The sequence below is a fragment of the Luteitalea sp. genome (assembly GCF_022842525.1).
Lineage (GTDB): Bacteria > Acidobacteriota > Vicinamibacteria > Vicinamibacterales > Vicinamibacteraceae > Luteitalea.
In genome coordinates, this window is record NZ_JALHPM010000101.1 from 1 (window position 1) to 25,031 (window position 25,031).

General features: G+C 69.8%; 32 protein-coding genes. 28 read left to right on the top strand and 4 right to left on the bottom strand.

Annotation, left to right across the window (positions count from 1 at the left end; translation table 11 throughout):
• From Q0C41_RS18665 to Q0C41_RS18800, 28 genes are all read left to right on the top strand, one after another.
• Positions 1-944 (top strand): flagellar hook-length control protein FliK (locus Q0C41_RS18665; RefSeq protein WP_291986184.1); only part of this gene is annotated, 944 nt, incomplete at its 5' end.
• Between the two features lie 238 nt (positions 945-1,182).
• Positions 1,183-1,734 carry a flagellar basal body-associated protein FliL gene (locus tag Q0C41_RS18670; RefSeq protein WP_291986186.1) on the top strand — a complete coding sequence of 184 codons (552 nt, stop codon included), beginning with the start codon at positions 1,183-1,185 and terminating at the stop codon, positions 1,732-1,734.
• Positions 1,700-2,002: a FliM/FliN family flagellar motor switch protein gene (locus Q0C41_RS18675; RefSeq protein ID WP_291986188.1), complete on the top strand. Its 303-nt coding sequence runs from the start codon at positions 1,700-1,702 to the stop codon at positions 2,000-2,002. The genes Q0C41_RS18670 and Q0C41_RS18675 overlap by 35 nt, the downstream gene beginning before the upstream one ends.
• Complete coding sequence (gene fliO, locus Q0C41_RS18680) at positions 1,999-2,391, top strand: flagellar biosynthetic protein FliO (protein WP_291986190.1); 393 nt, start codon at positions 1,999-2,001, stop codon at positions 2,389-2,391. The genes Q0C41_RS18675 and fliO overlap by 4 nt, the downstream gene beginning before the upstream one ends.
• On the top strand, positions 2,388-3,128 hold the full coding sequence (gene fliP / locus Q0C41_RS18685; RefSeq protein ID WP_291986192.1) for a flagellar type III secretion system pore protein FliP: 741 nt from the start codon (positions 2,388-2,390) through the stop codon (positions 3,126-3,128). Before fliO ends, fliP begins: the two co-directional genes overlap by 4 nt.
• Positions 3,129-3,135: 7 nt before the next feature.
• Positions 3,136-3,405 carry a flagellar biosynthetic protein FliQ gene (locus tag Q0C41_RS18690; protein WP_291986194.1) on the top strand — a complete coding sequence of 90 codons (270 nt, stop codon included), beginning with the start codon at positions 3,136-3,138 and terminating at the stop codon, positions 3,403-3,405.
• Positions 3,405-4,160, top strand: coding sequence for a flagellar biosynthetic protein FliR (locus Q0C41_RS18695; protein WP_291986196.1), 756 nt, complete (start codon positions 3,405-3,407; stop codon positions 4,158-4,160). The genes Q0C41_RS18690 and Q0C41_RS18695 overlap by 1 nt, the downstream gene beginning before the upstream one ends.
• Before the next feature lies 1 nt (position 4,161).
• Positions 4,162-5,223 (top strand): flagellar biosynthesis protein FlhB, encoded by a 1,062-nt coding sequence (gene flhB / locus Q0C41_RS18700; RefSeq protein ID WP_291986198.1) that lies wholly within the window; start codon positions 4,162-4,164, stop codon positions 5,221-5,223.
• 17 nt (positions 5,224-5,240) lie between these two features.
• A complete protein-coding gene (gene flhA, locus Q0C41_RS18705; RefSeq protein ID WP_291986201.1) occupies positions 5,241-7,286 on the top strand; it encodes a flagellar biosynthesis protein FlhA in 2,046 nt (681 codons plus the stop codon).
• Positions 7,287-7,290: 4 nt separating this feature from the next.
• Entirely contained in the window at positions 7,291-8,301 is a 1,011-nt protein-coding gene (locus Q0C41_RS18710; protein ID WP_291986203.1) for a hypothetical protein, read from the top strand.
• On the top strand, positions 8,298-9,086 hold the full coding sequence (locus Q0C41_RS18715; protein WP_291986205.1) for a sigma-70 family RNA polymerase sigma factor: 789 nt from the start codon (positions 8,298-8,300) through the stop codon (positions 9,084-9,086). The genes Q0C41_RS18710 and Q0C41_RS18715 overlap by 4 nt, the downstream gene beginning before the upstream one ends.
• Entirely contained in the window at positions 9,083-10,081 is a 999-nt protein-coding gene (gene fliM, locus Q0C41_RS18720; protein WP_291986207.1) for a flagellar motor switch protein FliM, read from the top strand. Before Q0C41_RS18715 ends, fliM begins: the two co-directional genes overlap by 4 nt.
• Positions 10,074-10,871, top strand: coding sequence for a FliM/FliN family flagellar motor switch protein (locus Q0C41_RS18725; protein ID WP_291986209.1), 798 nt, complete (start codon positions 10,074-10,076; stop codon positions 10,869-10,871). The genes fliM and Q0C41_RS18725 overlap by 8 nt, the downstream gene beginning before the upstream one ends.
• An 11-nt stretch (positions 10,872-10,882) precedes the next feature.
• A complete protein-coding gene (locus Q0C41_RS18730) occupies positions 10,883-11,317 on the top strand; it encodes a hypothetical protein (protein WP_291986211.1) in 435 nt (144 codons plus the stop codon).
• Between the two features lie 22 nt (positions 11,318-11,339).
• On the top strand, positions 11,340-12,116 hold the full coding sequence (locus Q0C41_RS18735) for a hypothetical protein (RefSeq protein ID WP_291986213.1): 777 nt from the start codon (positions 11,340-11,342) through the stop codon (positions 12,114-12,116).
• Positions 12,113-12,817, top strand: coding sequence for a flagellar hook-basal body protein (locus Q0C41_RS18740; protein WP_291986215.1), 705 nt, complete (start codon positions 12,113-12,115; stop codon positions 12,815-12,817). Before Q0C41_RS18735 ends, Q0C41_RS18740 begins: the two co-directional genes overlap by 4 nt.
• 148 nt (positions 12,818-12,965) lie before the next feature.
• A complete protein-coding gene (flgG, locus tag Q0C41_RS18745; protein ID WP_291986217.1) occupies positions 12,966-13,754 on the top strand; it encodes a flagellar basal-body rod protein FlgG in 789 nt (262 codons plus the stop codon).
• A 4-nt stretch (positions 13,755-13,758) separates the two neighbouring features.
• A complete protein-coding gene (gene flgA / locus Q0C41_RS18750) occupies positions 13,759-14,466 on the top strand; it encodes a flagellar basal body P-ring formation chaperone FlgA (protein ID WP_291986219.1) in 708 nt (235 codons plus the stop codon).
• Positions 14,456-15,157: a flagellar basal body L-ring protein FlgH gene (locus tag Q0C41_RS18755; protein ID WP_291986221.1), complete on the top strand. Its 702-nt coding sequence runs from the start codon at positions 14,456-14,458 to the stop codon at positions 15,155-15,157. The genes flgA and Q0C41_RS18755 overlap by 11 nt, the downstream gene beginning before the upstream one ends.
• A gap of 40 nt (positions 15,158-15,197) precedes the next feature.
• Complete coding sequence (locus Q0C41_RS18760) at positions 15,198-16,307, top strand: flagellar basal body P-ring protein FlgI (protein WP_291986245.1); 1,110 nt, start codon at positions 15,198-15,200, stop codon at positions 16,305-16,307.
• Positions 16,308-16,334: 27 nt separating this feature from the next.
• Positions 16,335-17,222 carry a peptidoglycan DD-metalloendopeptidase family protein gene (locus Q0C41_RS18765; protein ID WP_291986223.1) on the top strand — a complete coding sequence of 296 codons (888 nt, stop codon included), beginning with the start codon at positions 16,335-16,337 and terminating at the stop codon, positions 17,220-17,222.
• A gap of 60 nt (positions 17,223-17,282) precedes the next feature.
• A complete protein-coding gene (gene flgM / locus Q0C41_RS18770; protein ID WP_291986224.1) occupies positions 17,283-17,579 on the top strand; it encodes a flagellar biosynthesis anti-sigma factor FlgM in 297 nt (98 codons plus the stop codon).
• A gap of 39 nt (positions 17,580-17,618) precedes the next feature.
• The gene (locus Q0C41_RS18775) at positions 17,619-17,981 is read left to right on the top strand and encodes a hypothetical protein (RefSeq protein WP_291986226.1); all 363 of its coding nucleotides are present in this window, start codon (positions 17,619-17,621) and stop codon (positions 17,979-17,981) included.
• Complete coding sequence (gene flgK / locus Q0C41_RS18780) at positions 17,981-19,345, top strand: flagellar hook-associated protein FlgK (protein WP_291986228.1); 1,365 nt, start codon at positions 17,981-17,983, stop codon at positions 19,343-19,345. Before Q0C41_RS18775 ends, flgK begins: the two co-directional genes overlap by 1 nt.
• A gap of 12 nt (positions 19,346-19,357) precedes the next feature.
• Positions 19,358-20,254, top strand: coding sequence for a flagellar hook-associated protein FlgL (flgL, locus tag Q0C41_RS18785; protein WP_291986229.1), 897 nt, complete (start codon positions 19,358-19,360; stop codon positions 20,252-20,254).
• The gene (gene fliW / locus Q0C41_RS18790) at positions 20,251-20,700 is read left to right on the top strand and encodes a flagellar assembly protein FliW (RefSeq protein ID WP_291986231.1); all 450 of its coding nucleotides are present in this window, start codon (positions 20,251-20,253) and stop codon (positions 20,698-20,700) included. The genes flgL and fliW overlap by 4 nt, the downstream gene beginning before the upstream one ends.
• Before the next feature lie 15 nt (positions 20,701-20,715).
• On the top strand, positions 20,716-20,958 hold the full coding sequence (gene csrA / locus Q0C41_RS18795; RefSeq protein WP_291986233.1) for a carbon storage regulator CsrA: 243 nt from the start codon (positions 20,716-20,718) through the stop codon (positions 20,956-20,958).
• Positions 20,955-21,902: a GNAT family N-acetyltransferase gene (locus tag Q0C41_RS18800; RefSeq protein ID WP_291986235.1), complete on the top strand. Its 948-nt coding sequence runs from the start codon at positions 20,955-20,957 to the stop codon at positions 21,900-21,902. The genes csrA and Q0C41_RS18800 overlap by 4 nt, the downstream gene beginning before the upstream one ends.
• A 15-nt stretch (positions 21,903-21,917) precedes the next feature.
• Here Q0C41_RS18800 and Q0C41_RS18805 read toward each other — a convergent pair whose 3' ends face one another.
• From Q0C41_RS18805 to Q0C41_RS18820, 4 genes are all read right to left on the bottom strand, one after another.
• Complete coding sequence (locus tag Q0C41_RS18805) at positions 21,918-22,382, bottom strand: hypothetical protein (protein WP_291986237.1); 465 nt, start codon at positions 22,380-22,382, stop codon at positions 21,918-21,920.
• 28 nt (positions 22,383-22,410) lie between these two features.
• Positions 22,411-22,845 carry a flagellar export chaperone FliS gene (gene fliS, locus Q0C41_RS18810; protein WP_291986239.1) on the bottom strand — a complete coding sequence of 145 codons (435 nt, stop codon included), beginning with the start codon at positions 22,843-22,845 and terminating at the stop codon, positions 22,411-22,413.
• Between the two features lie 18 nt (positions 22,846-22,863).
• Positions 22,864-24,204, bottom strand: coding sequence for a flagellar filament capping protein FliD (fliD, locus tag Q0C41_RS18815; RefSeq protein ID WP_291986241.1), 1,341 nt, complete (start codon positions 24,202-24,204; stop codon positions 22,864-22,866).
• Between the two features lie 168 nt (positions 24,205-24,372).
• The coding region (locus Q0C41_RS18820; protein WP_291986243.1) for a flagellin at positions 24,373-25,031 on the bottom strand (659 nt) is incomplete at its 5' end.

Consider the following 25,031-nt stretch of genomic DNA (forward strand, 5'->3'; position numbering starts at 1 on the left):
CGGCGGAGCTGGCGGCGCCCCGTGTCACGGAGCCGTCGCCGGGCGCCTGGAAGGTCCTGCCGACCGACGAGCCGTCGCGTGACATCCGTCCCGCGCCGAGCGACACCGCCGGTCCCCTGCCGCCCCCGACGATGGAGATGCTGACGCGCTGGCGCGCGGCACGCCGCGCGGCCACCGGGGAGGCCGCGTCCACGATCCCGCCGGTGGTCGAGGTGCGGCCCGAGCCGACGACAACAGGCGCGTCGGCCGCGCCATCAGCGGCGTCGAGCCGCCTGGCGCAGTGGATGGGGCAGCAGGCTCCGGTCGAGGGCACCTTCCCAGCCGAGACGTCGACGGGCATCGCCACGGGTGTGGGCGGGGTGACGGCGGCGGCGAGGCCGGCATCCCGAACGTCGGAGGTGCTGTTCAGGCTGTCGCAGGCGGGCGGCGACCGGTCGACCGGCGCCGACCATCAACTGCCATCCGGTCTCGGCCCGATGGTCGTGGCTCCGTCCGGGGGTTCGCCGGAGATCACCCCATCGTCGATGTCTGCCGCAGCGCCGCCCCTGTCGCCGGCGGTGGGTGAGCAGGTGATGCAGCAGGTGGTGCAGTCGCTCAAGATGCAGTGGAAGGATGGCATCGGCGAGGCCAAGCTGCACCTGCGGCCCGATGCGCTCGGCGCCGTGACCGTCACGCTGCGCGTCGAGGCCGGAGCGGTGACGGCTGTCGTGCGGGCCGAGTCGGCCCAGGTGCAGGAGTGGGTGCTGCAGCACCAGCACACGCTCCGCCAGCAGATGGAAGCCGCCGGGCTGCACCTCGATGAGCTGGTCGTCTCGCCCGACGACCAGCGTCAGCAGCAGCCCGACCAGGACTCCGCGCCCGAGCAGCGTCGTCGCCCGCGGGTCGCGCCGGAGGCCGACGGTCCCGGCACGGCGGACCGTCCGCGGTTCGAGCAACTGCTCTAGCCGCGGTGGGGCAGGACGGGCGCCCCTCCGGGCCCCAGTGAGGTACCACGTGTCGGCCGTCCGTCACCCCCGCCGGTGTGACGGCGGCCGCCGGTCGGCGTGTTCCGGGCTCACGGAACGAAATCGGCACATTTCCAGCCAACTTCAACGGGCCTGAGCCGCGCGTCCCGCGCGCGGCCGCGGCATCAGCCTTGCTCCCTCCTGTAGCAGCCGCCGTGGGGCGGACTCAGGAGCATCCATGAGCAAAGCCGCGAAGCCCGCAGATCCCAACGCCAAGAAGAAGGGCAAGTTGCCCTTGATCATCGGTCTCGTCGTCCTCCTGGCCGGAGGCGGTGGGGGCGGCTACTGGTGGTTCGGCAAGCAGAAGGCCGCCGCCGCCGGTGAGGAAGAGGCCGGAGACCACGGCAAGAAGAAGAGCAGCAAGAAGGACAGCCATGCCAAGGCGAGCCACGACGAGGAGTCGGAGGTGCCCGAAGGCGGTGCGCTGCTGCCGCTCGACGTCTTCACGGTCAACCTGGCCGACACCGATGCGCAGCGCTTCCTCCGGACGAACGTCCAGCTCGTGATCGACGGCGACGAGGCCGTCATCAAGGAACTCGAGCACGAGAAGCTGCCGATCGCACGGGCGCGGTCGATGGTCCTCGACCTGCTGTCCACGCAGACGGCGGCGGCGATTGCCACGGCCGAAGGCAAGGACACGCTGAAGAAGGCCATCGCCGAGAAGGCGTCCCTGGCACTGCATCACGAGGTCATCGATGTCCTCTTCTCCGACTTCGTCATCCAGTTCTGACCTGTCGCTGCCCTCGGCCCTGGCGGGCTTCGGCGACGTGCGGATGCACGTCGACGTGATCCTCGGGCGCGGGGCCATGACGCTGCGCGCCTGCCTCGCCCTGCAGAAGGGCAGCGTCGTGCGGCTGTCGCAGTCGGCCGGGCAGGACCTGTTCGTGCTGGTGAATGCCGTGCCCGTCGCGCGCGGCGAGGTCGTGATCATCGACGACAGCGTCTCGCTCCGTCTCACCGAGTTCCGCCAGAAGGCGGCCACCGAGGCGCTCGCGTGACGCTTTCCGTCCTCCTCGCGCAGGCGCAGGCCCCGGTGCCGGCCGTCGGCTGGTCCGATGGGCCCGGCGTCGTGCGCACGCTCGTCTCGCTGCTGGTCGTCCTCGGTCTGCTCGCCGGCTGCCTCTGGCTCATTCGCCGCGGGGGCTGGCAGGGGGGCCTCAAGAAGGGACCGCGCGCCATCCAGATCGAGACCGCGCTCGGGCTCGGGGATCGCCGTCAGCTCGTCATCGTCTCCGTCGAGGGAAGGCGCCTGCTGCTCGGGGTGACCCCGATGCACGTCGCGCTGGTCACCGAGCTGTCGGGGCCGGGCACGTCGTTCCAGGACGCCCTCGCGGCGCGCGTTCCCGCAGCCGGGGCCGCCCCGCTCGACGTCCAGGAGGCCCGATGACCCGGCTCCTCCGGCGCCTCGGCGGCACGGTCGTCGTGTGGCTGCTGCTGGCCGCGCCGGTGCTCGCGCAGGGCACCGACGCCACCCGCATCGACATCGATGGCATCGGGGCGGTGTCGGCGCCGCTGCAGGTCGTGCTGCTGCTGACGCTGCTCAGCTTCATCCCGGCCATCCTCATGACCATGACGGCGTTCACGCGCATCGTCATCGTCTTCCACTTCCTGCGACAGGCTCTCGGCACGCAGGAAGCGCCGTCCAACCAGATTCTCATCGGCCTGGCGCTGTTCCTGACCGTGTTCGTCATGGCGCCGGTGGGCGAGCAGGTCAACGAGGCGGCCGTGCAGCCGGCGCTGCGCAACGAGATCACGGTGACCCAGGCCCTCGAGCGCGGGACGCCGCCGCTGCGCGCGTTCATGCTGAAGCAGACCCGCGAAGCCGACCTGGCCCTGTTCGTGGAACTGGGCAAGGTCGCGCGGCCGGCGACGCCAGACGCGCTGCCGATGCGGGTCGTCGTCCCCGCCTTCATCCTGTCGGAGATCAAGACCGGGTTCCAGATGGGGTTCTACCTGTTCGTGCCGTTCCTGCTCATCGACCTGGTCGTCTCCACGACGTTGCTCTCGATGGGCATGCTGCAGCTGCCACCGGCGATGATTTCGCTGCCGTTCAAGATCATGCTCTTCGTGATGATCGACGGCTGGAATCTGCTGGTGTCCTCGCTGGTGCGCAGTTTCCTCTGAGGCCGTGATGTCAGAAGCCCTCGTCGTCGGTATCGTGCGCCAGGCCATCGAGCTGGCCATCCTCGTGAGCCTGCCGATGCTGCTGGCCGGGCTGGTGGCCGGCGTGGCGGTCAGCGTGTTCCAGACGGTCACCAGCATCCAGGACAACGTGCTGGCCTTCATCCCGCGTGCGGCCGCCATCTTCCTCACCTTCGCCATCACGTTCCCGTGGATGCTGCGGCTGATGTCGGGCTTCGCACGGCAGATGGTCACGCGCCTGCCCGAACTGGTGCGCTGATGGATCTCTCGCCCATCCTCGTCTTCGCGATCGTGCTCATCCGTCCCAGCCTGCTGGTGCTGGCCACGCCGATGTTCGGCGGGACGTATGCGCCGGCGCAGGCGAAGATTGGCCTGGTGCTGGTGCTCGGCGCCTTCATGGCGCCCGTCATCGGGGTGCCCCGCACCATCGAGTCCGGGATGTTCCTCACCATCGTGCTGCGCGAGGCCCTGATCGGCTTCGCGATGGCCATGGCGGTACGCCTGCTGCAGGCCGGCGCCGAGCTGGGCGGCTACCTCACCGGATTCCAGATGGGGCTGTCGTACGCGGCCCTGATCGACCCGCAGAGCGGCGTCCGCAACAACGTCCTGGCGGCGCTGTACGGCTCGATCGCGATGATCGTCTTCTTCCTCAGCAACGCCCACCACGACGTCCTGCGGGCGCTGGCCGCGTCGTATCAGGCGCTGCCCATCGGCGGCGGGGCGGTCGCCGCCGATCTCGGCGAACTCGTGGCGCGGATGTTCGGGCTGATGTTCACGCTCGGCGTCCGCCTGGCCGCGCCCATCGTCGTGGTGCTGCTCATCGTCGAAGTGGCGCTCGGCGTGATGGCGCGCGTGGCGCCGACGCTGAACCTGATGGTCACAGCCGCGCCGGTGCGGCTCCTCATCGGCTGGATGGCGCTCGCGCTGACGGTGCGTGTCCTGCCCGACATCCTCATGCGGGCGTTCCCGCAGGCGCTGACGCTCGGCGCCCGCACGGCCGCGGCGATGCACTGACATGGCCGACGACCGCACAGAAAAACCCACACACAAGCGACTCACCGACGCGCGGAAGCGCGGACAGGTGGCTCGCAGCCGTGACCTCAACGACGCCTTCCACCTCGGGGCCGCCCTGATGGTCCTGACCTACTGGGGCCCCTCGATGATCTCGGGTCTCGGCACGATCGTGGGCCAGGGACTGTCGCGCGTCGGCGATGCGCGGCACCAGGCGATCACCAGCGGCGAAGTCGTCAACCTGGCCGTGCAGGGCGTGATGCAGATCGGCTGGCTGGTGGCGCCGCTCGCGGTGGCCGCCTTCGTCGCCACGGCGGTGTCGACCCAGGCCCAGGGAGGCTTCGTGTTCGCCAACGAGGCCCTGCGGGTCGACTTCGCGCGCCTGAATCCGGCCACGGGCGTCAAGCGGCTGATGCCGTCGCAGGCGGGCATCAACCTCGTCAAGACGGTGATTGCGGCGACGATCGTCGGCGCCGTGGCGTGGGCGACCATCGACACGCTGCTGCTCGAGTCGCCCGCCTTCGCGCTGCTGACGCCGGTGGCCTCCGGGTTGAGCGCCTGGCAGCACACGGTCCTCTTCCTCAAGCGCGCGGTGGTGACGCTGTTCGCCTTCGCCGCGGCCGACTTCGGCCTGCAGATGTACCGCACCGGCGAGTCCCTGAAGATGACCAAGCAGGAGGTCCGGGACGACTCGAAGATGCAGGAGGGCAACCCCGAGATCAAGGCGCGCGTCCGGCGGGTGCAGCGCGAGATGATCCGTCGGCGGATGCTCGCCGCCGTGCCCAAGGCGACCGTGGTCATCACCAACCCGACCCACTTCGCGGTCGCCCTGCAGTACACCCGCGGACAGATGGCCCCCGAGGTCGTGGCCAAGGGCGCCGATGCGCTGGCCCTGAAGATCCGCACGATCGCCCGCGAGCACGGCGTGCCGATCGTCGAGAACCCGCCGCTGGCCCGGGCCATCTACAAGCAGGTCGAGGTCGGGGAGTCCATCCCCGGTGACCTGTTCGAGGCCGTGGCCGAGATCCTGGCGTACCTGATCCGCCTCAAGCAGCTGGTGTTGTGAGCGAGGAGCGTCGTTCGATGTCGAGACCCACACCCTTCGGGCCGTCACAGCTGCTGGTACCAGGCGTCGTCATCCTGGTGCTGGCACTGATGGTGCTGCCGCTGCCGCCGGTCATCCTCGACCTGCTGCTGTCGGTGGACATCGCGCTGTCGGTGGTCCTGCTGCTGACGGCCGTCTACGTCAAGGACCCGATCGAGTTCTCGGTGTTCCCGTCGCTCCTGCTGCTGCTCACCCTGCTCCGTCTGTCGTTGAACGTGGCCGGCACCCGCCTCATCCTCCTGCACGGGGCCGAGGGGGTGGATGCGGCCGGGCACGTCATCATGTCGTTCGGCCAGTTCGTCGTCGGCGGCAACTTCGTCGTCGGCGTCGTGGTCTTCCTCGTGCTGATCGCCATCCAGTACGTGGTGATCAATCACGGTGCGGTCCGCATCTCGGAAGTCACGGCGCGGTTCACCCTCGACGCCATGCCGGGCAAGCAGATGTCGATCGATGCCGACCTCAACGCCGGGACCATCGACGACCGCGAGGCCAAGCGCCGCCGCGACAACGTGCGCAAGGAGGCGGAGTTCTACGGCGCGATGGACGGCGCCATCCGGTTCACCCAGCGCGACTCGCTGGCCGCCCTGCTCATCACCGGCGTCAACATCGTCGCCGGCCTGGTCATCGGTGTCATGCAGTACGACATGGACATCATCGATGCCGCCAGGACGTTCACCATCCTGACGGTGGGCGAGGGGCTCGTGACGGCCATTCCGTCGCTGCTCGTGTCGATGGCTGGCGGCCTCATCACCACGCGGGCCTCCTCGGAGTCGTCGCTCGGCGAGGACGTCGCCACGCAGCTGCTCTCCAAGATGCAGCCGCTGGCGATTGGCGCGGCCGTGCTGTTCGCCATGGGCCTCGTGCCCGGTCTGCCGAAGATGGCGTTCTTCCTCGTGGCCGCCGCGTTCGCCTACGCCGCGTACGCCAATCGGCCGGGCGCCGGCGAGGATGCCCTCGAGGGGCCCACCGACACCGGCGGCGCGCCGACCGCACCGGAGGCGAGTGTCGAGACTCTGGCCTCGGTCGATCCGCTCAGCGTCGAGGTCGGCTACGCCCTGATCTCGCTCGTGGACGAACGCCAGGGCGGCACGTTGCTGCAGCGCGTCAAGTCGATTCGCCGCCAGATCGCCACCGAGACCGGCATGATCGTGCCGCCGGTCCACGTGGCCGACAACCTGCAGCTCGGCCCACGGACGTACGCGCTGCTCGTCAAGGGCGTCGAGGTGGCACGCGCGGAGCTGATGCCCGACCGCCTGCTCGCCATCAACCCGGGCACGGCCACCGGTACCATCGAGGGCACGACGGCGCGCGAACCGGCGTTCGGCTTGCCGGCGCTGTGGGTCCGGGCCGAGCAGCGCGATGCCGCGACCGCGGCCGGCTTCACCGTCGTGGACCCGACGACCGCCCTCTCGACGCACCTGTCCGAGGTCATCCGGAACTTCCTGCCCGACCTGCTGACGCGCCAGCACACCAAGGACATGGTGGATCGCGTGGCCCAGCAGTCGCCGCGCCTGGTGGACGACCTGATCCCGAAGCTGCTCGGCCTCGGCGACGTCCAGCGCGTCCTGCGGCAGCTGCTGCGCGAGCGGGTGCCCGTCAAGGACCTGACCACCATCCTCGAAGCGCTGGCCGACGTGGGAGCTCAGACCAAGGATCCGGACCTGCTGAACGAGGCGGTCCGTCAGGCGCTGGGCCGGGCCATCTGTCGACAGCACCAGACCGAGCAGGGCGACCTGCCGACCATCAACCTCGCCCCCTCGCTCGAAGAGCGGCTGATGCAGGCCATCGTCCGCACCGACCACGGTGTCGTGCTCGCCATCGACCCGAACGACGCCCAGCAGATGGCCTCACGCATCGCGCGCGCCCTCGAGACGGCGGTGGCACAGCCTGTGCTTTTGTGTTCACCAGCACTGCGTCCGCACCTGTGGCGTTTGTTCACCAGGGTGCTTCCGCAGATGGGGGTGCTCTCGCACAGCGAGGTCCCCACCCACGTGAAGGTTGCACCGGTGGCCGTACTCGATTGACGCCATGACTCCTCAGCGATTTCGCAGTTCCAGTGTTCGTGACGCACTCGCCCAGGCCCGTGAGGCCCTCGGTCCGTCAGCCCTCGTGCTCGGCACGCGGCTGGTGCCGTCCTCCGGGTGGCGCGGCTGGCTGGGGGGCCGGGAGGTCGAAGTCTCGGCATTCGCCCCGTCGGGTGTGTCGGAGAACCGACGGTCTCGCGATGCCGCAACCGCACACCCCGCACACGCCCCGGCGACGACGTCGCGGGTGCCGGTGACCGACAGTCTGGTGGCCCGCTTGATGGCGACCGGACTGGACCGCGAGCTGGCCGAGTCGGTCGTCGAGGCGATCCCGCAGGGGCGCCGCCGCGACGTCTCGCAGGGCCAGATCCGGGAAGCGCTCGCCACCTGCCTGGCGCCCATCGCCACCCGCGGGACGGCGCTCGGGGACGTCAACGTCTTCATCGGCCCCCCAGGGGTCGGCAAGACGACCACCATCGCCAAGATTGCCGCGCAAGCCCGGGCGCGCGGGGAGCGGCGGTACCGGCTGGTCGCCGCCGACGGCTATCGGGTCGGGGCGGTCGAACAGCTGCGACTCTACGCCGACATCATCGGCAGCCCGTTCGTGGTCGCCCGCACACCCGACGAGGTGACCGGGGCCGTCACGAGCAGCCGCCTGCCGGTCCTGGTCGATACGCCCGGTCTCTCGCCGGCCAACGAGGAGGCGGGGGCGTTCTTCGCGGCCCTGTCCACCCTGCCGGCCGTGCACACCCATCTGGTCGTGCCCGGCGGCACCACGCCGCGGGACTTCGACCGCATCTGGGACCGGTTCGCCCTCGCCGGGGCCGACCGCGTGGTGATTTCGAAGGTGGACGAGGCCGAGACGGTCATGCCGTTGGTCCGCGCCCTCCATGAACGTGACGTGCCGGTATCGCTCATCGGGCTGGGGCAGCGAGTCCCCGAAGACCTGGTGGAGGGCGAGCCCGACATGATTGCCGCGTGTCTCCTCGGGCAGGTCCCCGTGGTGCACGCATGAATGCCCCCGCGCAGGGGCGCTGGACAGGAGAAGAGGCCGTGCCGGTACTGACCCCGCAGGCGAGCTATATGGACCGGGACCAGTTGGTGATCGCCCATGTCGGCCTCGTCAAGGCCATGGCGCACCGGTTGGCTCAGCGGCTGCCGGCACAGGTGGAGATGACCGATCTCATCAGCGTGGGCGTGATGGGACTGATCGACGCGGCTGGCCGCTACCGGCCGTCGATGGGCGTGCCCTTCGACGCCTTCGCACGCCGACGCGTGCAGGGCGCCATGCTCGATGCGCTGCGTGACCTCGACTGGGCGCCGCGTTCCCTCCGCCGCATGCGCCGTGAACTCGACGGCGCGGTCGCCAAGCTGCGCGCCGAGCTGAAGCGCGAGCCGACCGAGGACGAGGTCGCCGGTCACATGCAGATGTCGCCGAGCGAGTACGACAAGGCGATGGACCAGGTCCGGACGCTCGACGTCGGCGCCATCCGGCAACTCGATGCCACGGGCGAGGACGGCCAGCCGCTGCTCGAACTCTGCATCGATGTGGACGAGGGCCCGGACGCCCAGCTGGAACGCAAGGAACTGCGCGTGCTGCTCGCGCAGGCCATCATGGAACTGCCCGAGCGTGAACGGCAGATTCTGGCCCTCTACTACGAGGAAGAGATGACCATGGCGGAAATCGGCGCGGTCATCGGCGTGTGCGAGTCGCGGGTGTCGCAGTTGCGCTCGCTGGCGCTCTCTCGCCTGCGCAGCAGCCTCAAGACCCGACTGCAGAAGCCCGAGGCGCGGGCGTGAGCAAGATCCTCTCCCAGGACGAGATCGATGCCCTCCTGACATCGGCCGCGGACCTGGACAAGTCGGCCAAAGCCGACGGAAGCCTGCCGATCGACAGCGAGTCGGTCATCGTCTACAACTTCCGCCGCCCGGACCGGGTCAACAAGGAGCAGATCCGGTCGCTGCACTTCCTGCACGACCGGTTCGCCCGCAACATCTCGACGTCGCTGTCGGCGTACCTGCGCACCGTCACCGACGTCAACGTGACCTCGGTGGAGCAGTTCACGTACTCCGAGTTCCTGATGTCGCTGCCCGATCCCACGGCGTTCTATGCCATCTCGCTGACGCCCATCGAGGGCCTGGGCGCGCTGGAGCTGAACCCCTCGGTGGCGTTCTCGATGATCGACCGCATGCTCGGGGGATCCGGCAAGGGCATGGCGCCGACGCGCGGATTGACCGAGATCGAACACAACGTGATCGACGGCGTGGTCAAGCTGGTGCTCGAGCACCTCACCGAGACGTGGCGCAACATCGTCGACGTGCGCTTCCGGGTCAACGGCCGCGACACGCGCCCGCAGATGCTGCAGGTGGCGGCCCCGAATGAAGTCGTGGTCCTCATTGGCTTCGACATCAAGATCGGCGACGCGCGCGGAATGTTGAATTTCTGTCTGCCGGCCACCGCCATCGAAACCGTGGGCGACTCGTTCACCCACACCTGGTACCGATCGCATCGCGAGCCGACCATCGACGACCGGCAGCAGTTCTGGCGCACGCTCGGGCACCTCCCGGTCGACGTCTCGGCCACGGTCGAGACCACCCTGTCGGCCCGTGACGTGCTCGAACTCTCGCCCGGCGACGTGATCGCGCTCGGCCATCGGCTCTCGGATCCCCTGCAGGTCCGCGTCTGCGACACCGTCAAGTTCGATGCCTACCCGATGCAGGAGCGTGGCCACGCCGGCGTGCGCCTGCTGCAGCCGGTGACCACGGGAAGCGGGGCAGAGGTGGCGCATGCCTGAGACCAAGCTCCTCATCGACGCACTGGCCACCAACCTGGGCGAGTCCCTCGGGGCCATGACCGGCACGGCCGTGCGCTGCATGCCGACCGTTGGCGAGGCCACGGTCGACTGGCAGGTCCCGGTGCAGGTCGGCGGCACCGGCGTCGGGACCGTGTGGCTCGGTCTCAGCCAGGACGGCGCGACGCAACTGGTCGCCGCCATCCTCGGGGATCCGGCCCTGGTCGGCGACGCCGACATCGTCGACGCGCTCAAGGAACTGATTGGCCAGGCGGCCGGTGCCCATGTCCATGGCGACGGCAAGGGCCTGCGACTGACCGTCGAGGACGCCGGACCGGCCACCGCGCCCGTGCTGCCCGATGCCCAGCACTACGACCTCATGGTCGGCACGGCGGACCCCATCCGGCTGGTCGGGTGGGGACGGACGATCGCGGGTCTGGCGCCCGAGCCCGCGCGCCCGGCCATGCCGGCCCAACCCTCGGCCCCGCCGCCGCCCACGATACCGGCCGCCGCGATGGCGTCACCGCCGCCGCGCAATCTCGACGTCGTCCTCGACATCGAACTGCCGATCACGGTGCGGTTCGGCGAGACCCAGATGACGCTCGAGGCTCTGGCCCGTCTTGGCCCCGGTTCGATGATCGACCTGGCGCGATCGCCCGATGATCCGGTCGACCTGCTGGTGAATGGCCGTCTCGTCGCCCGCGGCCAGGTGGTCGTGGTGTCGGGATGCTACGGTGTGCGCGTGAACGAGGTGGTGAGTCCCGCGGACCGCCTCCGCAGCCTGGAACTGTAAGGAGACCTTCGATGCCGATGCCGATGCTCGTGTTGACGTCCATCCTGCTGCTCGCCACGGGCGTGATCCTGCTGGTGGCGACGCGCCTGGTGCGCGCGCTGCGACACACCGTCGAACTGGAGCAGCGCATCGCCCGCCTCCAGGAGGGCGTCAACCTGCTCACCGACACGACGGAGACGGGCTTCCGCCAGGTGGCCGCCGAAGTCGAGCGCCTCTCCTCGCTGGGCACGTCCCCGGCAGCGGCACCGCAGGCGCCTCCTGCGGCGCGGCCGACGGCCGTCCGGCTGCGGGCGGCCACCCGGCGTGGACGCACCGTCAAGGAGATTGCGGCCGCCGAGCAGGTCTCCGAAGGCGAGGTTCGCCTGCGCCTCTCCCTGGCCGATGCCGGGGCGTCCGGACGTACGCGCAAGACGACGGAGTCGGGCCGTGCCTCGCTGCGCGCATAGCGAGTGTCCGACCTGGCGCGTCGTGCAGTGGGCGCGTCCGGGCATCCACTTCGACGGGGAGTGGTTCTGCAGCAGCACGTGCCTGGCCGACGTCACCACACGCCGGATCGAGGCGCTGCGCCCACCGCGCATCGTCCGCGTGCCGACGATGCCGCCCGTGCGCCTCGGTGCCACCCTGGTGGCCGCGCGCAGCATCTCGGCCGAGACCCTGGCGCATGCGCTGCAGGGGCAGGGGACCAGCGGGTTGCGGCTCGGCGCGCAGTTGCTCGCCATGGGCGCCGTGGACGAGGCCACCATCACGCATGCCCTGGCCCGCCAATCGGGTGTCGGGTTCCTGACCCGCATCGACCCGCGCTCCGTGCGCCTCACGGTGGCGGGGCTCTCGAGGACGGTCGTGCAGGCCCTGGGCGTCGTGCCGCTCGAGACCGAACGTGACGGCACCTTGCGCATCGCGGCCGCCGCGCCGTTGCCACGGACGGCCATCGCCGCCCTGCAGTCGGGTACCGGCATGCGGGTGCGGGCCTACCTCGTGAGCGACGCCGTACTCGAGGCGCTGCTCGAGGCCTATGGCCTCGACGCCACCCCGACGCCGGTCAGTGGTGTCGGACGACTGACAGCGGTGCAGGCCGCCCGACGCATTGCCGACGCCGCCACCGCCGGACGGGCCCAGACGTGGCAGCACACGTGGGGCCCGGGATTTGCATGGGTACGTCTCGACGGGGCATTCGGTCCTGAAGACCTGATCGTCGCGCCCTCTCGGACGGAGAAAACATGGCAGGTGGCAGTTACGCAGCGTTGAGCGGCCTACGGACGCGACTCGAGCAACTCGATCGGCTCGCCTCCGACATCGCCAACGCCAAGACCGCGGGTTACAAGGCCGAACGCGTCACGACCCACGCCGCGCAGCGTCCGAGCTTCGGCAAGGCCCTGCAGGCGGCGGTGGACGTGGCGCCCGGTCCTGGACACCTGGACTTCCGCCCCGGCGCCATGGAGAAGACCAATCGCGATCTCGATTTCGCCATCGAGGGCCGCGGCTTCTTCGTGGTGGACACGACGCAGGGGCCCCGCTACACCCGGAACGGCAACTTCTCGCTGACGGCCGACGGCACGGTCGTCACCGCGGACGGCTTCCCCGTACAGACCGCGGCCGGCCCGCTCAAGGTCGGCCGCAACGCCGGCCCCATCAGCGTGGCCGACGATGGGACGGTGAGCGTCGGCAGCCAGACGGCCGGCAGACTGCGCGTGGTCGACTTCGGCGACTACTCCGAGCTGCAGCGCGAAGATCTCGGCCGCTTCCGCGTGCCCACCACGGTCACGCCCACCGAGGCCCCGACCGCGACCGTGCGGTCCGGCATGCTCGAGGCCTCCAACGTGTCGGTCGTCGACCGCATGGTGGCGCTCACGGAAGTGTCGCGTGGCTTCGAGGCCCTGCAGCGCGGCCTGAACATTCTCAGCACCGAACTGGATGGGCGGGCCATCACGGAGCTCGGACGGCGGTAGTCGCCAGCACGCCGGCACGCGGGCCTGGGTGTAGGCGTCGGACTTGTCCGACGCTCAGTGAACGTCGCCCGCCGGACAGAGTCCGGCGGCGACACGGCACCGCAGCCCGTTCTTCGGCGAACCGGTAATCGACAGATCGAGGACGAACATGATTCGAGCGATGTACACCGCCGCGAGCGGCATGAATGCCCAGCAGGCCAACATCGACAACATTGCCCACAACCTGGCCAACGTGAACACGTCGGGGTTCAAGAAGAGCCGCGTCGAGTTCGAGGACCTGGTCTACCAGCAGATGGTCGCGCCGGGCACGCCGACCAATGGCACGGCCGAATCGCCGGTGGGCGTGGAACTCGGCCTCGGCGCCAAGCCGGTGGCCATCTCGCGCGACTTCGCGAGCGGCAACCTGCGCGCCACCAATGCGCCGTACGACCTGGCGATCGAAGGCCGCGGCTTCCTGCAGGTGACGCTGCCGGACGGGCAGGCCGCCTTCACGCGATCGGGCAACCTGCACGTGAACCAGGAGGGCACGCTGGTGACCAACGAGGGGTACGTCCTCGAGCCGGCCATCACGATCCCGGCCAACGCCGTGTCGGTGACGATCTCCAAGGACGGCATCGTGTCGGCCGCGGTGTCGGGCGAGAGTGCCCCGCAGCAGGTGGGCTCCATCCAGCTGGCGATGTTCCAGAACCCCGCCGGCCTGCACGCCATGGGCAGCAACCTGTTCACGGTGACCACCGCGTCGGGCGACGCCATCACGGGGTTGCCGGGCACCGAAGGCATGGGCACGCTGCAGCAGGGATTCCTCGAAGAGTCCAACGTCAGCATCGTCGAGGAGATGGTCAACATGATCCTCGGGCAGCGGGCCTATGAAGCGAACTCCAAGGTCATTCGCACGGCCGACGAGATGCTGTCGCAGGTGAACAACATTGCGCGCTGATCGCATGCGCGCGCCGTGGACGCGCCTGGCGCGCGTCGCGGCCGTGTGGCTGGTCGTGGGCGCCCCGGCGTGGGCGCAGACGACGGCCGACGTGGACGCCGCCGTGGCCGTGGCGACGCGGTCGGTGCGCGAAGTCTTCGGCGGCGACGCCGAGGTCACGCTGTCGGCGCCGGTCCTGTCGCTCGCGGGCGACGCGTCGCAGATGGCCACCGCCATCGCCGAGCCGCAGAGTCGCACGGCCGGTCCGGTGCGCTTCGTCCTCTATGCGGCGGGCGAGCTGTCGCCGCGGCGCCTCGGTCGCCTCACGGCCCGGGTCGACGTGCGCGCCACGCATCTGCGGACGCGTGACCGGGTGCCGGCCCGCCACGCCTTCAGCCCCGCGGACGTCGTGACCGTCCGTGAGGACATCGGCCGGCAGCCGTTCTCGCCGCTGCCGACGCTCGCAGCCGTGACCGGCGCGATGGCCCGCCGCGCGCTGCTCGCCGACGATGTGCTCACGGCCGCCGCGATCGTCGAGCGCGCGCTCGTGACGTCGGGCGACGAGGTCGTCACCGTGGCGCGCGTCGGCGGGCTCGAAGTGCGCGGGCGCGCCATCGCCGCCCAGTCCGGCGGGCTCGGCGACACGGTCATCGTGGTCAACCCGGACAGCCGTCGACGGCTGCGCGCCCGCGTCGTCGCCGACGCCGAAGTGGAGGTGGTCCATGGCTCGTAGGACGGTCGTGTTCACGGTGATCGGCGCCCTGCTCGGCGTCTCGACCGCGCTGGCCCAGGCTCCCCAGAAGGTCTCGAAGGACACCTACGATCAGGCGATCGCGAAGCATCTCGAGACGGCGCGCGCGCTGGCGCGCTCCGCGCCCGCGCAGGCCGACGAGCCGTCGATCGACTGGATCTCCGGGCTGGCGTCTGATCGGCGGGCGAGTCGTGTCAACGACCTCATCACGGTCCGGGTGATCGAGAACATCGAGTCGTCGGCGACCGCCGATTCACAGCTCGACAAGTCGAGCGACGGCAGCGCATCGATGCCGACCCTGTTCGGGCTCGAAACGAAGCTGCCGGCGGCGATCGATCCGACCAACCTGGCCAGCATGAGTGCCGAGAGCGCCTTCAGGGGCAGCGGCACCACCACCCGCACCAGCATGCTGACCGCGACGATGACCACGCGTGTCAGCGAGGTGCTCCCCAATGGCGACCTCGTGCTCGAGGGCGTGCGCGAGCTCGATCTCAACGGCGAGCGCCAGGTCGTCGTGCTCACCGGCATCGTCCGCGCCCAGGACGTCCGTCGCAACAACCAGGTCTTCTCGACGCAGATCGCGCAGTTGCGCATCCAGTACTACGGCCGCGGCCTGATGAAGGACAACCTGAAGCCGGGCTGGCTGCTGCGCATCATGAACAAGATCTTCTGAACCCGGATCGGGTTCGTTCGGAGCCAACGACGTGTCTCGCATGATGGTTGCGGTCCTGATGGCGGTGGTGGTGCTCGGCAGCGCGCCGGTGGGCGCGCGCAGCGGCGCCTCGATGCGGATCAAGGACGTCGCGTCGCTCGTCGGCGTGCGGGCGATGCCGCTCATCGGGTACGGCCTGGTGATTGGCCTGAACCGCACGGGTGACCGGCGGCAGACCTTCTTCTCGAACCAGTCCCTGGCCAACACGCTCGAGCGCTTCGGCGTGGTGGTGTCACCCGACCTGATGCGGGTGGAGAACATCGCCGCGGTGATGGTGAGTGCGGAACTGCCGCCCTTTGCCAGGCCCGGCGTGCGCCTCGACATCACCGTGTCGTCGATTGGCGACGCGCGGAGCCTGCAGGGCGGCACGCTCGTGCCGACGCCGATGCGGGGCACCGACGGGCAAGTGGTCGCGCTCGCGCAGGGCGCCCTGACACTCGGGGGCTTCGGTGGGGGCACGCAGGCCAACAGCGTGCAGGTGAATCACCTGACGGCGGGGCGCGTGCCCGGCGGCGCCATGGTGCAGGTGCAGCCCCGCGGCATCGTGCCCGACGGCGACCAGGTCATGCTCGCGCTCAACACGCCGGACTTCTCGACGGCCTCGCGCCTCGCCGCGGCCGTCGACGGCGCGCTCGGCGTCGGCTCGGCACGGGCGCTCGATCCGGCCACGGTCAGCATCACGGTGCCCGCGCACTTCAAGGGCAACATTCCCGAGTTGATGGCGCGCATCGAGCCGCTGCCCGTCGAATCGGACATGCCGGCCCGTATCGTCATCAACGAGCGGACGGGCACCGTGGTCATCGGCTCGCTGGTGACGCTCGGCGCCGCCGCCGTGGCGCACGGGTCGCTCTCGGTGCGCATCTCCACCCGCTTCGACGTCTCGCAGCCCAATGGGTTCGCGCCCAATCGCGCCGAGACCGTCGTCGTGCCGAACGAGCAGGTGGACGTCCGTGAGACCGACGCCCGGCTGATCGCCCTCGAGGAGGGCGTGACGCTGGATGCCGTCGTCCGTGCGCTCAACTCGCTCGGCGTCACGCCACGCGACATCATCGCCATTGTCCAGGCGCTCAAGGCGGCGGGCTCGCTGCGCGCCGACATCGTCATCATCTGACGACTCCCGACTCCCGACTCCCGAACCATGTCCCGCGACACGAGTCCTTCGCTCTCGTTCCCGACCCCCGGCGCCGACCGGCTGACGACGCTCGACCGCACGGCCGCCCCGGCCGCCGAGCGGGAGAAGCTGGGCGAACTCGCCGCGCAGTTCGAGTCGATGCTGATGCTGGAGATGATCAAGCAGATGCGGAAGTCCCTGCTCGACGAGGGCAGCGACGGCGAGGGGCTCGGCAAGGAGACCTACAGCTCGACGATCGATCAGGAGCTCGCGCTGCACCTCGCCAAGGCCGGCGGGATGGGGCTCACGCCCTCGATGGTCGAGTCGTGGGAGCGTCAGCAGACGGCCGTGGCGCCCGGATCGCTGGTCACGCCGCAGGCAGGACGGGCCATGCCCGTGACGTCAGCGACCCCGTTGGCGGTCTCACCGACCGCGGCGTCGGTCGCGGTGTCGACACTTCGACATGCGATGCCACGGGAGGTCGAGGCGGTCGGCGGCGCCCCGGGCCCGCTTTCGCTGGAATTGGCGGGGCGGGTGAGCTCGGCCTACGGGTGGCGCACCGATCCGTTGAAGGGCCAGGCGCGATTCCACGGCGGCATCGACCTTGCAGCCAAACATGGTACCGAGGTGCCCGCCGCAGCGGCTGGTACCGTGGTCACCGCCGAGGCGCAGGGAGGCTATGGCCTCACGGTGGTGGTCCGGCACCACAACGGCTTCGAGTCGCGGTATGCACACCTCGCCTCGCTGGACGTGAAGGCCGGCGACATCGTCACCCAGGGCCAGCAGGTGGGCCGGGTGGGCAGTACGGGCCGATCGACCGGTCCGCACCTCCATTTCGAGGTGACACAGGGCGGTCGACGGGTGGACCCGGAACAGTTCGTCAGGAATTTGACGAGTGACATTAAAGGTCAGTGAACGGCTGCCGATTCCTGGTTCAAGCGCCGGCCGATCCGCCGCGCGCCACAGGAGTAGACGATGAAGATTCAGGGCGATCGCCCCTCGGGTGTACAGGACGCAGGCCAGACCCAGCAGGTCGAGAAGGCCGCACAGCAGCGCGCACAGCAGTCGCGTGGTGGCGTGGATGCCGGCGACCGTGTCGAGGTCTCGGCTGACGCGCGCCTGCTCGGCAAGGCGGTGGATGCCGCCGCCAAGGCCCCGGAGATTCGGCAGGACGTCGTCGAGCGCGCCAAGGCCAAGCTGGCTGCCGGCGAGATCGGCAACGACCCGGGCCGGCTCGCCGACCGCCTCATCGACAGCGTGCTGTCGAAATAGGCCGGGGATGGACCCCGGCCGGAATGCGGAGCGTGGGGTGTGACTGAGACATCCCGACTGAGCACGACGGCAGAGGCATTGGAGCAGGCCCTCGGTACGCTGGCCGACGCCCTGGCGCATGTGCGCGAGGACGGTCTGGCGGCGAGCGAGGCGATGCTCGCCGAACGCACCCTCGCGTTCCAGGCCGCCGTCGCCGACGCCGGTCCCCGCGGGGACGTCCTGGCGCCCGATCGTGTCCGTGCGCTCACGGCGGCCCTGGCGCGATGTCGGCGTCTGGGGTGCTCGTTGTCGCTGCTCATCGGCGCGCCGGCACCGTCGTCCGATGTGCCGCGCGGGTACAGCCCGGTGGGGCAGCCCCTGTCGTCCGGTGACGCGGGCACTTTCCTGACTGCGAGAGGCTGATGTCGCTCTTTGGCATGCTCGGCACCACCTCGCGCGCCCTCGACGTCCAGCGATTCGGCCTGGACGTGGTCGGCAACAACCTCGCGAACGTCAACACCCCGGGCTACACCAAGCGTGTGGCCGACTTCGGCGCCATCCCGCCGCCCGATCGCTTCTCGGCCGGCAACGGCGTCGAAGTGCTGGCCGTGCGCTCGATGCGCGACCGCCTCTACGATCAGCGCCTGTACGACGAGTCGCCGCTCGAACAGCAGCAGTCGGCCATCGCCGATACCCTGGGCCTCGCCGAAGTCGCGCTGGGCAAGCCGGGGAGTTCGGTCGACGCCAGTCTGGCGAACTTCTTCGACGCCTTCGCCGAACTGGCGGACGCGCCGTCGTCCTCGACTGCCCGCCAGCAGGTGCTGTCGGAAGGCGCGTCACTCGCCTCCGCGTTCAATGGCATGGCCACGCGCCTGACCGATGCGGCCAAGGCCGCGGACGTCCGGTTGCGCGAGGACGTCCAGACCATCAACGAGCTGACGACCCGGATCGCGTCCCTGAACAAGTCGATCGGGACGTCGCCGTCGTCGCAGACGCTGCACTTGCGCGACCAGCAGGTCGAGGCGGTCCAGGACCTGTCCGGACTGCTCGGCACGCAGGTGCTCGAGCTCGGTGACGGGACGATGCAGATCGTCACGCGCAGCGGGCGCCCGCTGGTCATCGGTGAGGATGCCTATCCGCTGGCCGCCGTCGGCGGCCCGCCGGCCGGCTACGCCAGCATTCGCGCCGGCGGCGTCGACATCACCGCCGAGATTACCGACGGGCACCTCGGGGGCCTGCTCCAGGTGCGCGACCGCGACATCCCGGGCTACAGCGCGCAGCTCGACGAGATCGCCCACGCCGTGGCCACCGAGGTCAACGCGCTGCACGCGACCGGCTTCGACCTGACGGGCGCGGCGGGCGGCACGTTCTTCACTCCGCCGACGGGCGTCGCGGGGGCAGCGGCGGCGCTACGGATGGACCCGGCCTTGCTCGGGAATCCGTCCCGTCTGGCTGCGGCCGGCGTCGCGGCGCCAGGCGACAACGCCGTGGCCCGCAAGCTGGCCGACCTGCGCGACGCGTCCATCGTCAACGGCCGGACGCCGGATCAGGCCTGGACGGCGCTGGTCTACGACGTCGGCAGCGATGTCCATCGCGCCGAGACCGATGAGGCCAGTCGCAAAGAGATCGTCCAGCAGATCGAGCAGCTCCGCGACAGCGTGTCGGGCGTCTCGATCGACGAAGAGGCCGCGATGATGCTGCGCTACCAGCGCGCGTACGAGGCCAACGCCCGGTTCTTCACCGTCATCGACGAGACCATCACCACCCTGCTGTCGCTGAAGCGCTAGCTCGAGGCCGACATGTTCCGCGTCACCAACAACACCCTGTTCCGCAACTCGCTGCGCGACATCCAGAGCACCGCCGTGGCCTTCGCCCGGGCGCAGCAGCAGGTGTCGTCCGGCAAACGGCTGCAGCAGGCCAGCGACGACCCGTCCGCGGCCACCACCGGCCTGCGCGAGCGGGCCGAGATTCGTGCCGTCGACCGCTACCGGGAGGCCAACGACTCGGTCGACTCGCGCCTCCGGGTCACCGACACCGTGCTGAGCGACGTGATCTCCAGCATCACCACGGCGCAGACCAAGGCGGCCTCCGGTCGCACGACGGTGCTGACGCCGGCGCAGCGCGAAGCCATCGCCCTCGAGATCGAGGGCGCCAAGGAAGCCATCTTCACCGCGATCAACACGAGCTATCGCGGCATCTATCTCTTTGCCGGCGCCGACAACACCTCCGCGCCCTACACCAAGGCCGGCGCGGTCATCTCGGCCTACCAGGGCGACGCCACCGTCGTGAAGGTCGACGTCTCGCGCACCTCGTCGGCGGACGTGACCGTCGACGGCGGCAGCCTGCTGCAGGGCAGTGCGCCGGCCGACCTGTTCCAGTCGCTCGACAGCCTGATCGGCGCGGTGCGGACCGGTAACATGGCCGGCATCGACGCGGGCCTGGCCGACCTCGAGCAGGCCTTCAATCGCGTGACCACGGCCCAGAGCCGGGTCGGCGCCACGCTGAGTGCGCTGCCGGCCGAGAAGGCGCGCCTCGACGAGATGCGCCGCGCCAGTGACACCCGTCGATCCCAGGCCGAGGAAGTCAGTCTCGCCGAGGCGATCTCCGAGATGAGCCGGGCCCAGCAGGCGCAGTCAGCCGCCATCGCGGCGGCCGGCACCAGCCAGAAGTCGTCGTTGATGGACTACCTGCGATGAACTCCACTCCAGTGCCCGACGACGTGACGCGGGTCGATACCGCGTTCGGGACGTTCGACGTCGCCGCCGACCAGATCATCACCTTTCCAGCCGGTCTGCCCGGCTTCGAGGAGTGCCGCCGCTTCGTCGTGCTGTCGTCGCGCGAACTCGAGCCCTTCAAGTGCCTGCAGTCGGTCGAGGGGCCGTCGGCCTCGTTCCTGGCCGTCGACCCCCGCCGTGCGTTCCCGGACTACCGCTGCGTGCTCTCCGATGTCGATCGCGCCCGTCTGGGGGATCCGGACGAGACGTCGCTCGTCTGGCTCTCGGTGGTGACCGTGCTGGACGACCAGACGCTCGTCAACCTGCGCGCCCCGGTCGTCGTGAACCCCACGCGGATGCTGGGTTACCAGCTGATGCCCTCGAACAGCCTCTACCCGCTGCGGTTCGAGCTCACGCAGTTGTTCTGAGCGAGGAGCCTGTCCGTGCTGGTCTTCACGCGTCGACGCAACGAAGCGATCATCGTGGCCGATGGCATCGAGATCCGTGTCCTGCGGGTCAGCAAGGACGCCGTCCGTCTCGGCGTGACGGCCCCGGCCGATGTGCCCGTGCATCGACAGGAGGTCTACGACCAGATCCGCGAGGAGAATCGCCGCGCGGCGGCGCCGGCGGGATTGCCGGCGTCACTGGCCCAGCTGGCCTCGCGCTCCCCGGGCTCGTCGTCATGAGGGTCGACGACTGGCGCAATCTGCCGGCATCGGCCCTGGAGCCGGTCTACGAGGGCGAGCGCTCCCGGTGGGCCAACGGCCTGCAGTGGGATCTGACTGCATCGCTTCGTGTGCTCGAGCAGGCGCGTGCCGCGGGCACGCTGCCCGGGCTCGTCGTCCGCGGCCCTGGCCAGAGCATCGTCGGGTGGACGTACTTTCTGGTGCAGCAGGGTGTCCTGCAGGTCGGGGCGCTTCACGCACGCACGGCGGATGGCGTGCGGTTGCTGCTCGACGCCATCTTCAAGTCACCCGAGGCGTCGCTGGCCCACGAGGTGCTGCTGTTCGTCTATCCCGACAGTCCGGCCTGCGAGAGTGCCTTGCAGCGGCGACGGTTCGCGGTGACGCGGTACTGGTACCTGCGGCGCACGCTCGAGCGATCCTGCGTGGTGCCCCCCGACCCGGCGTTGCGCGCCGTGCTCGACAGCGACGGCCCGGACCTGGTCCGGCTGTTCTCGCGTGCCTATGCCGGCGTGCCTGGCGCGCGCTGCTTCGCGCCCCATGGACGACTGGACGAATGGGCGCAGTATCTCGGCCAACTGACGCGGGGGACGGCGCTCGGCCACTTCCTGCCGGACGCCAGCCTGGTGACGGCGGGGGAGTCGAGGACGTCGCTGGCTGGTGCCGCGATCGTGACCGCCCTGTCGGAGCGCACCATCCACCTCGCGCAGATCGTGGTGGACCCGGTGGCGCGGCGGCAGCACCTGGCCAGCCGCATGCTGGACGCGCTGCTGTCGTGGGGCGTGCAGCACGACCGGGCGACGGCCACGCTGCTCGTCAGCGAGGAGAACCCGCAGGCGCGGGCCCTCTACGACGCGCGCGGGTTCGTCCAGACGGGGTATTTCCTCCATGCCGAGCGCCCGCTCGGTCGACGCGTGCTGTCCCCGCCGGTCGCCGTCTCGGCCTGACCGCGCCTGCCGCCCTCACCCGCGCTGCGTGAAGAGCCCTGCCGACGGCTGCTGCAGGATGCGGCGGTACGCCGCCAGCGTGGCTTCGCCGGTCTCGAGGCTGTGGGCGGCCGCACGTCGCTCCGTATCGGCGCGTGTCAGCACGTCCAGGCTCTCGTCGTCGAGGTGAAGGATGCGGGCGACCAGCTCGCTGGCACGCCGATGGCGTTCCGCGATGCCGGCGAATCCGGGAGATTGCCGGGCGTTGGTCAGATGCGTCGCGATGTGCTGACGCAGGGGCTGCACCTGCTGCTCGAGCGCGGTGAGCGCGGTCAGGTGGCGCTCGCGTTCGAGCGCCAGGCCGGTGAGGGGTTCGGGCGTCGCCGGCTGGGGGAGGGCGTGCTGTCGGATCGCCACCTGTTCGAGCTGCGCCAGCAGGGCGAGTTCCGCATCGAGGCCGGTGCGATAGTCGGCCAGCACCGTCTCAAGATCAGCAGTCACGCGTGCAGCCCTCCCGGCCGGGTCAGACTCAGGCCGCCGACGACGGCCCCTGCGCCGAGATGTCGGCCCAGGCGTCCCGCAACGGCGTCAGCAGCTTGATGGCTTCGTCGATGCCCGCGGCGTCGCGCTGCGCGTTGGCCTCGTAGCATCGGCCCAGCACGTAAGTGTAGAGGCCGTCGAGGCGCTCTGCAATCTCGCCTCCGGCGTCCATGTTCAGCATGTTCTGGAGTTCCTGCACGATGGCCAGCCCGCGCGAGAGCGACTGACGCTTGCCGACGAGGTCGCCGGCCGCCATGGCATCGCGAGCCTGGCCGAGGAACTTGAGCGCGCCATCGTAGAGCATGACGACGAGTTCGACGGGCGTGCGTGACTGCACCTGCGTCTGCAGGTACGCCTGGGTACCCTTGGTGTACATGGCGGGATTCGGGCTGAGGGGAGCGTGATACGCCAGAAGGGTCGACATGAGCGAATGGTCCGTGCGTTAGAAACTGCTGAACGAGGCCCCGAGTGAGCCCAGCTGACTCTTGGAAGCATTCAGCTGCGCAATGGCCAAATCGGCAGCGATGAACTCTTTCTGCATCGCCTCCTTGCGAATGGCCAGGCGGCGCTCCATTTCGGAGATGCGCTCGCCGATCTTCGAGAGCTGCTGGTCGAGGCGCGTCTGGGCCGTCGGAATCAGCCCGCCGGACGACGTGTAGTTGCCGATCGCGGCCTTGACCGCATCGAAGGCCCCGTCGAAGCCCGTGCCGCCCTGGAACAGCGCCAGGACGCCGTTGCGGTCGGTGGACAGGGCGGCCTGCAGGTCGGCATTGCGGAACTCGAGCTGGCCGGTGCGGTTGAAGGTGAGGCCCACCCGGCTCAACGACGTGAACTCGCCGCCGGTGGCCACCTCTCCGCTGACCACGCGACTCATGCTGTTCCTCAGCTGCCGCACCAGCGGATCGCCGCCGATGTTGTCGCGTTCCTTGTTGGCGTAGGCCTTGGTCTGCTGCTCGAGGAACGCGCTGAGATCGTTGTAGGCGCTCGTGAACTTCTTCACGAGTTCCTCGACCGACGACAGGTCCGCGGTGATCATGATCGTCACCGGGTTCTGCGTCTCCTGCTGCAGCGTCAGCGTGGTGCCGGGAATGGCGCCCTCGATGGTGTTGGAGGCGCTGACCACGGGCACGTTGTTGATGGTGACCTGGGCGTCCTGGGCGTCCTGCGCATTGGTGGCGGCGAAGCTGAGCCCCGTGCCGCCGGTCAGGGCGCTCACCGGCGCCGCGAAGGCCGACGCGGCGCCGGTTTCCTTGCTGGTCAGCACCAGCTGGTAGTTCCCGCCGGTCGACCGCACCACGGAGGCGTTGACGTCGATGCCTTCGGTCGAGTTGATCGCCGTCGCGAGCCCCTCGAGCGTCACGTCCCCGGTGATGTTCACCGTGGTGTCGCCGATCGTGAGGCTGCCGCCGGTGGCCACGATGGTCTGGTCGCTGTCGGGGATCGTCCCGTTGGTGACCGTGACCTGCGACGTCGCGAGCTGGTCGATTTGCAGCGAGTAGCTGCCCGTGGGCGTGCTGGCCCCGGCCGAGACGCGCGCGGCACTCTCGTTCGAGATCGTCGCCTTGGTGGCATTGAAGGCGGTCGCCGACGCGAGGTCCCGGGCTGCCGACTCCACGGCGCCGAGGCGCGTGGCGAGGGTGCCGAACGCGGTGCGCTGCTTCTGCAGCTGCGCCTGCTCGGTCTCGAGCTGGACGACGGGCTGCCGCTCCTGCGCCGACAGCGCTTCCAGCACGCTGTTGAAGTCGATGTTGTTGAAGCCGCTGAACGTGATGGGCGAACTCATGGCACGCGCCTCCGACCCCCGGACCGAGGGGATCTATCCCTTCAATCGGCAGTGTACCGGGAAGCTATAGGGGGCGGGCGGGTGAGCGGCTGGGGCAGTCGAGGTGGCGGCGGGGAAAAACGCGCCGCCCGGGGCCGGAGGTCCCCGAGCGGCGCCAGGTGCGAGGCGTCAGCCTCGCAGGAGCGAGAGGACGGCGGACGTCTGGCCGTTGGCCTGAGCCAACGCGGCGATGCCCGACTGGTTGAGGATCGAGAACCGGGTCAGGTTCGCGGACTCCTCGGCGATGTTGGCGTCACGGATGCGGCTTTCGGCCGCGCGGTTGTTGACGATCTGGCTCTGCGCGAGGCTGATCGCGTAGCTGAGGCGGTTCTGCAGCTGACCGACCTGGCCCTGAACCGAACCGAGGGTGTTGACGGCGGTGGCGACGTTGCTGACCGCGGTCTGGGCGGCCGCCTGTGACGTCAACACGTCGGCGTTGATGCCGAGCGAGGTGGTGGTGACGGCGCCGATGTTGCCGCCGACCTTGCCGTCCGTGTTGTTGTTGCTGACGAACACCGAGAAGCCCTGCGACGCCGACAGGCTGGCCACGCTGGACTCACGGTTGATTTCGCTGAGCACGTCGGCGAACTCGGCGTTCAGCGTCGTGCGCGAGGTGCTGGTGGTCTGGCCCGAGGCGGCCTGCGTCGCCAGGGTCGAGAGCCGGTCGAGCAGCTTGGACACGTTGTCCAGCGCGCCGTCCTTGATCTGGAGATCCGAGAGGCCGTCGTTGGCGTTGCGGACGCCCTGGTTGAGGACGGCCACCGTCGAGCGATAGCCGTTGGCGACCG

Excerpts from the sequence above, each read along its gene's own strand:
- Q0C41_RS18670 (WP_291986186.1), top strand. The coding sequence starts at position 1,183 with ATGAGCAAAGCCGCGAAGCCCGCAGATCCCAACGCCAAGAAGAAGGGC.
- Q0C41_RS18675 (WP_291986188.1), top strand. The coding sequence starts at position 1,700 with ATGTCCTCTTCTCCGACTTCGTCATCCAGTTCTGACCTGTCGCTGCCC.
- fliP (WP_291986192.1), top strand. The coding sequence starts at position 2,388 with ATGACCCGGCTCCTCCGGCGCCTCGGCGGCACGGTCGTCGTGTGGCTG.
- Q0C41_RS18690 (WP_291986194.1), top strand. The coding sequence starts at position 3,136 with ATGTCAGAAGCCCTCGTCGTCGGTATCGTGCGCCAGGCCATCGAGCTG.
- Q0C41_RS18695 (WP_291986196.1), top strand. The coding sequence starts at position 3,405 with ATGGATCTCTCGCCCATCCTCGTCTTCGCGATCGTGCTCATCCGTCCC.
- flhB (WP_291986198.1), top strand. The coding sequence starts at position 4,162 with ATGGCCGACGACCGCACAGAAAAACCCACACACAAGCGACTCACCGAC.
- flhA (WP_291986201.1), top strand. The coding sequence starts at position 5,241 with ATGTCGAGACCCACACCCTTCGGGCCGTCACAGCTGCTGGTACCAGGC.
- Q0C41_RS18710 (WP_291986203.1), top strand. The coding sequence starts at position 7,291 with ATGACTCCTCAGCGATTTCGCAGTTCCAGTGTTCGTGACGCACTCGCC.
- Q0C41_RS18715 (WP_291986205.1), top strand. The coding sequence starts at position 8,298 with ATGAATGCCCCCGCGCAGGGGCGCTGGACAGGAGAAGAGGCCGTGCCG.
- Q0C41_RS18725 (WP_291986209.1), top strand. The coding sequence starts at position 10,074 with ATGCCTGAGACCAAGCTCCTCATCGACGCACTGGCCACCAACCTGGGC.
- Q0C41_RS18730 (WP_291986211.1), top strand. The coding sequence starts at position 10,883 with ATGCCGATGCCGATGCTCGTGTTGACGTCCATCCTGCTGCTCGCCACG.
- flgG (WP_291986217.1), top strand. The coding sequence starts at position 12,966 with ATGATTCGAGCGATGTACACCGCCGCGAGCGGCATGAATGCCCAGCAG.
- flgA (WP_291986219.1), top strand. The coding sequence starts at position 13,759 with ATGCGCGCGCCGTGGACGCGCCTGGCGCGCGTCGCGGCCGTGTGGCTG.
- Q0C41_RS18755 (WP_291986221.1), top strand. The coding sequence starts at position 14,456 with ATGGCTCGTAGGACGGTCGTGTTCACGGTGATCGGCGCCCTGCTCGGC.
- Q0C41_RS18760 (WP_291986245.1), top strand. The coding sequence starts at position 15,198 with ATGATGGTTGCGGTCCTGATGGCGGTGGTGGTGCTCGGCAGCGCGCCG.
- Q0C41_RS18765 (WP_291986223.1), top strand. The coding sequence starts at position 16,335 with ATGTCCCGCGACACGAGTCCTTCGCTCTCGTTCCCGACCCCCGGCGCC.
- flgM (WP_291986224.1), top strand. The coding sequence starts at position 17,283 with ATGAAGATTCAGGGCGATCGCCCCTCGGGTGTACAGGACGCAGGCCAG.
- flgK (WP_291986228.1), top strand. The coding sequence starts at position 17,981 with ATGTCGCTCTTTGGCATGCTCGGCACCACCTCGCGCGCCCTCGACGTC.
- flgL (WP_291986229.1), top strand. The coding sequence starts at position 19,358 with ATGTTCCGCGTCACCAACAACACCCTGTTCCGCAACTCGCTGCGCGAC.
- fliW (WP_291986231.1), top strand. The coding sequence starts at position 20,251 with ATGAACTCCACTCCAGTGCCCGACGACGTGACGCGGGTCGATACCGCG.
- Q0C41_RS18800 (WP_291986235.1), top strand. The coding sequence starts at position 20,955 with ATGAGGGTCGACGACTGGCGCAATCTGCCGGCATCGGCCCTGGAGCCG.
- fliS (WP_291986239.1), bottom strand. The coding sequence starts at position 22,845 with ATGTCGACCCTTCTGGCGTATCACGCTCCCCTCAGCCCGAATCCCGCC.
- fliD (WP_291986241.1), bottom strand. The coding sequence starts at position 24,204 with ATGAGTTCGCCCATCACGTTCAGCGGCTTCAACAACATCGACTTCAAC.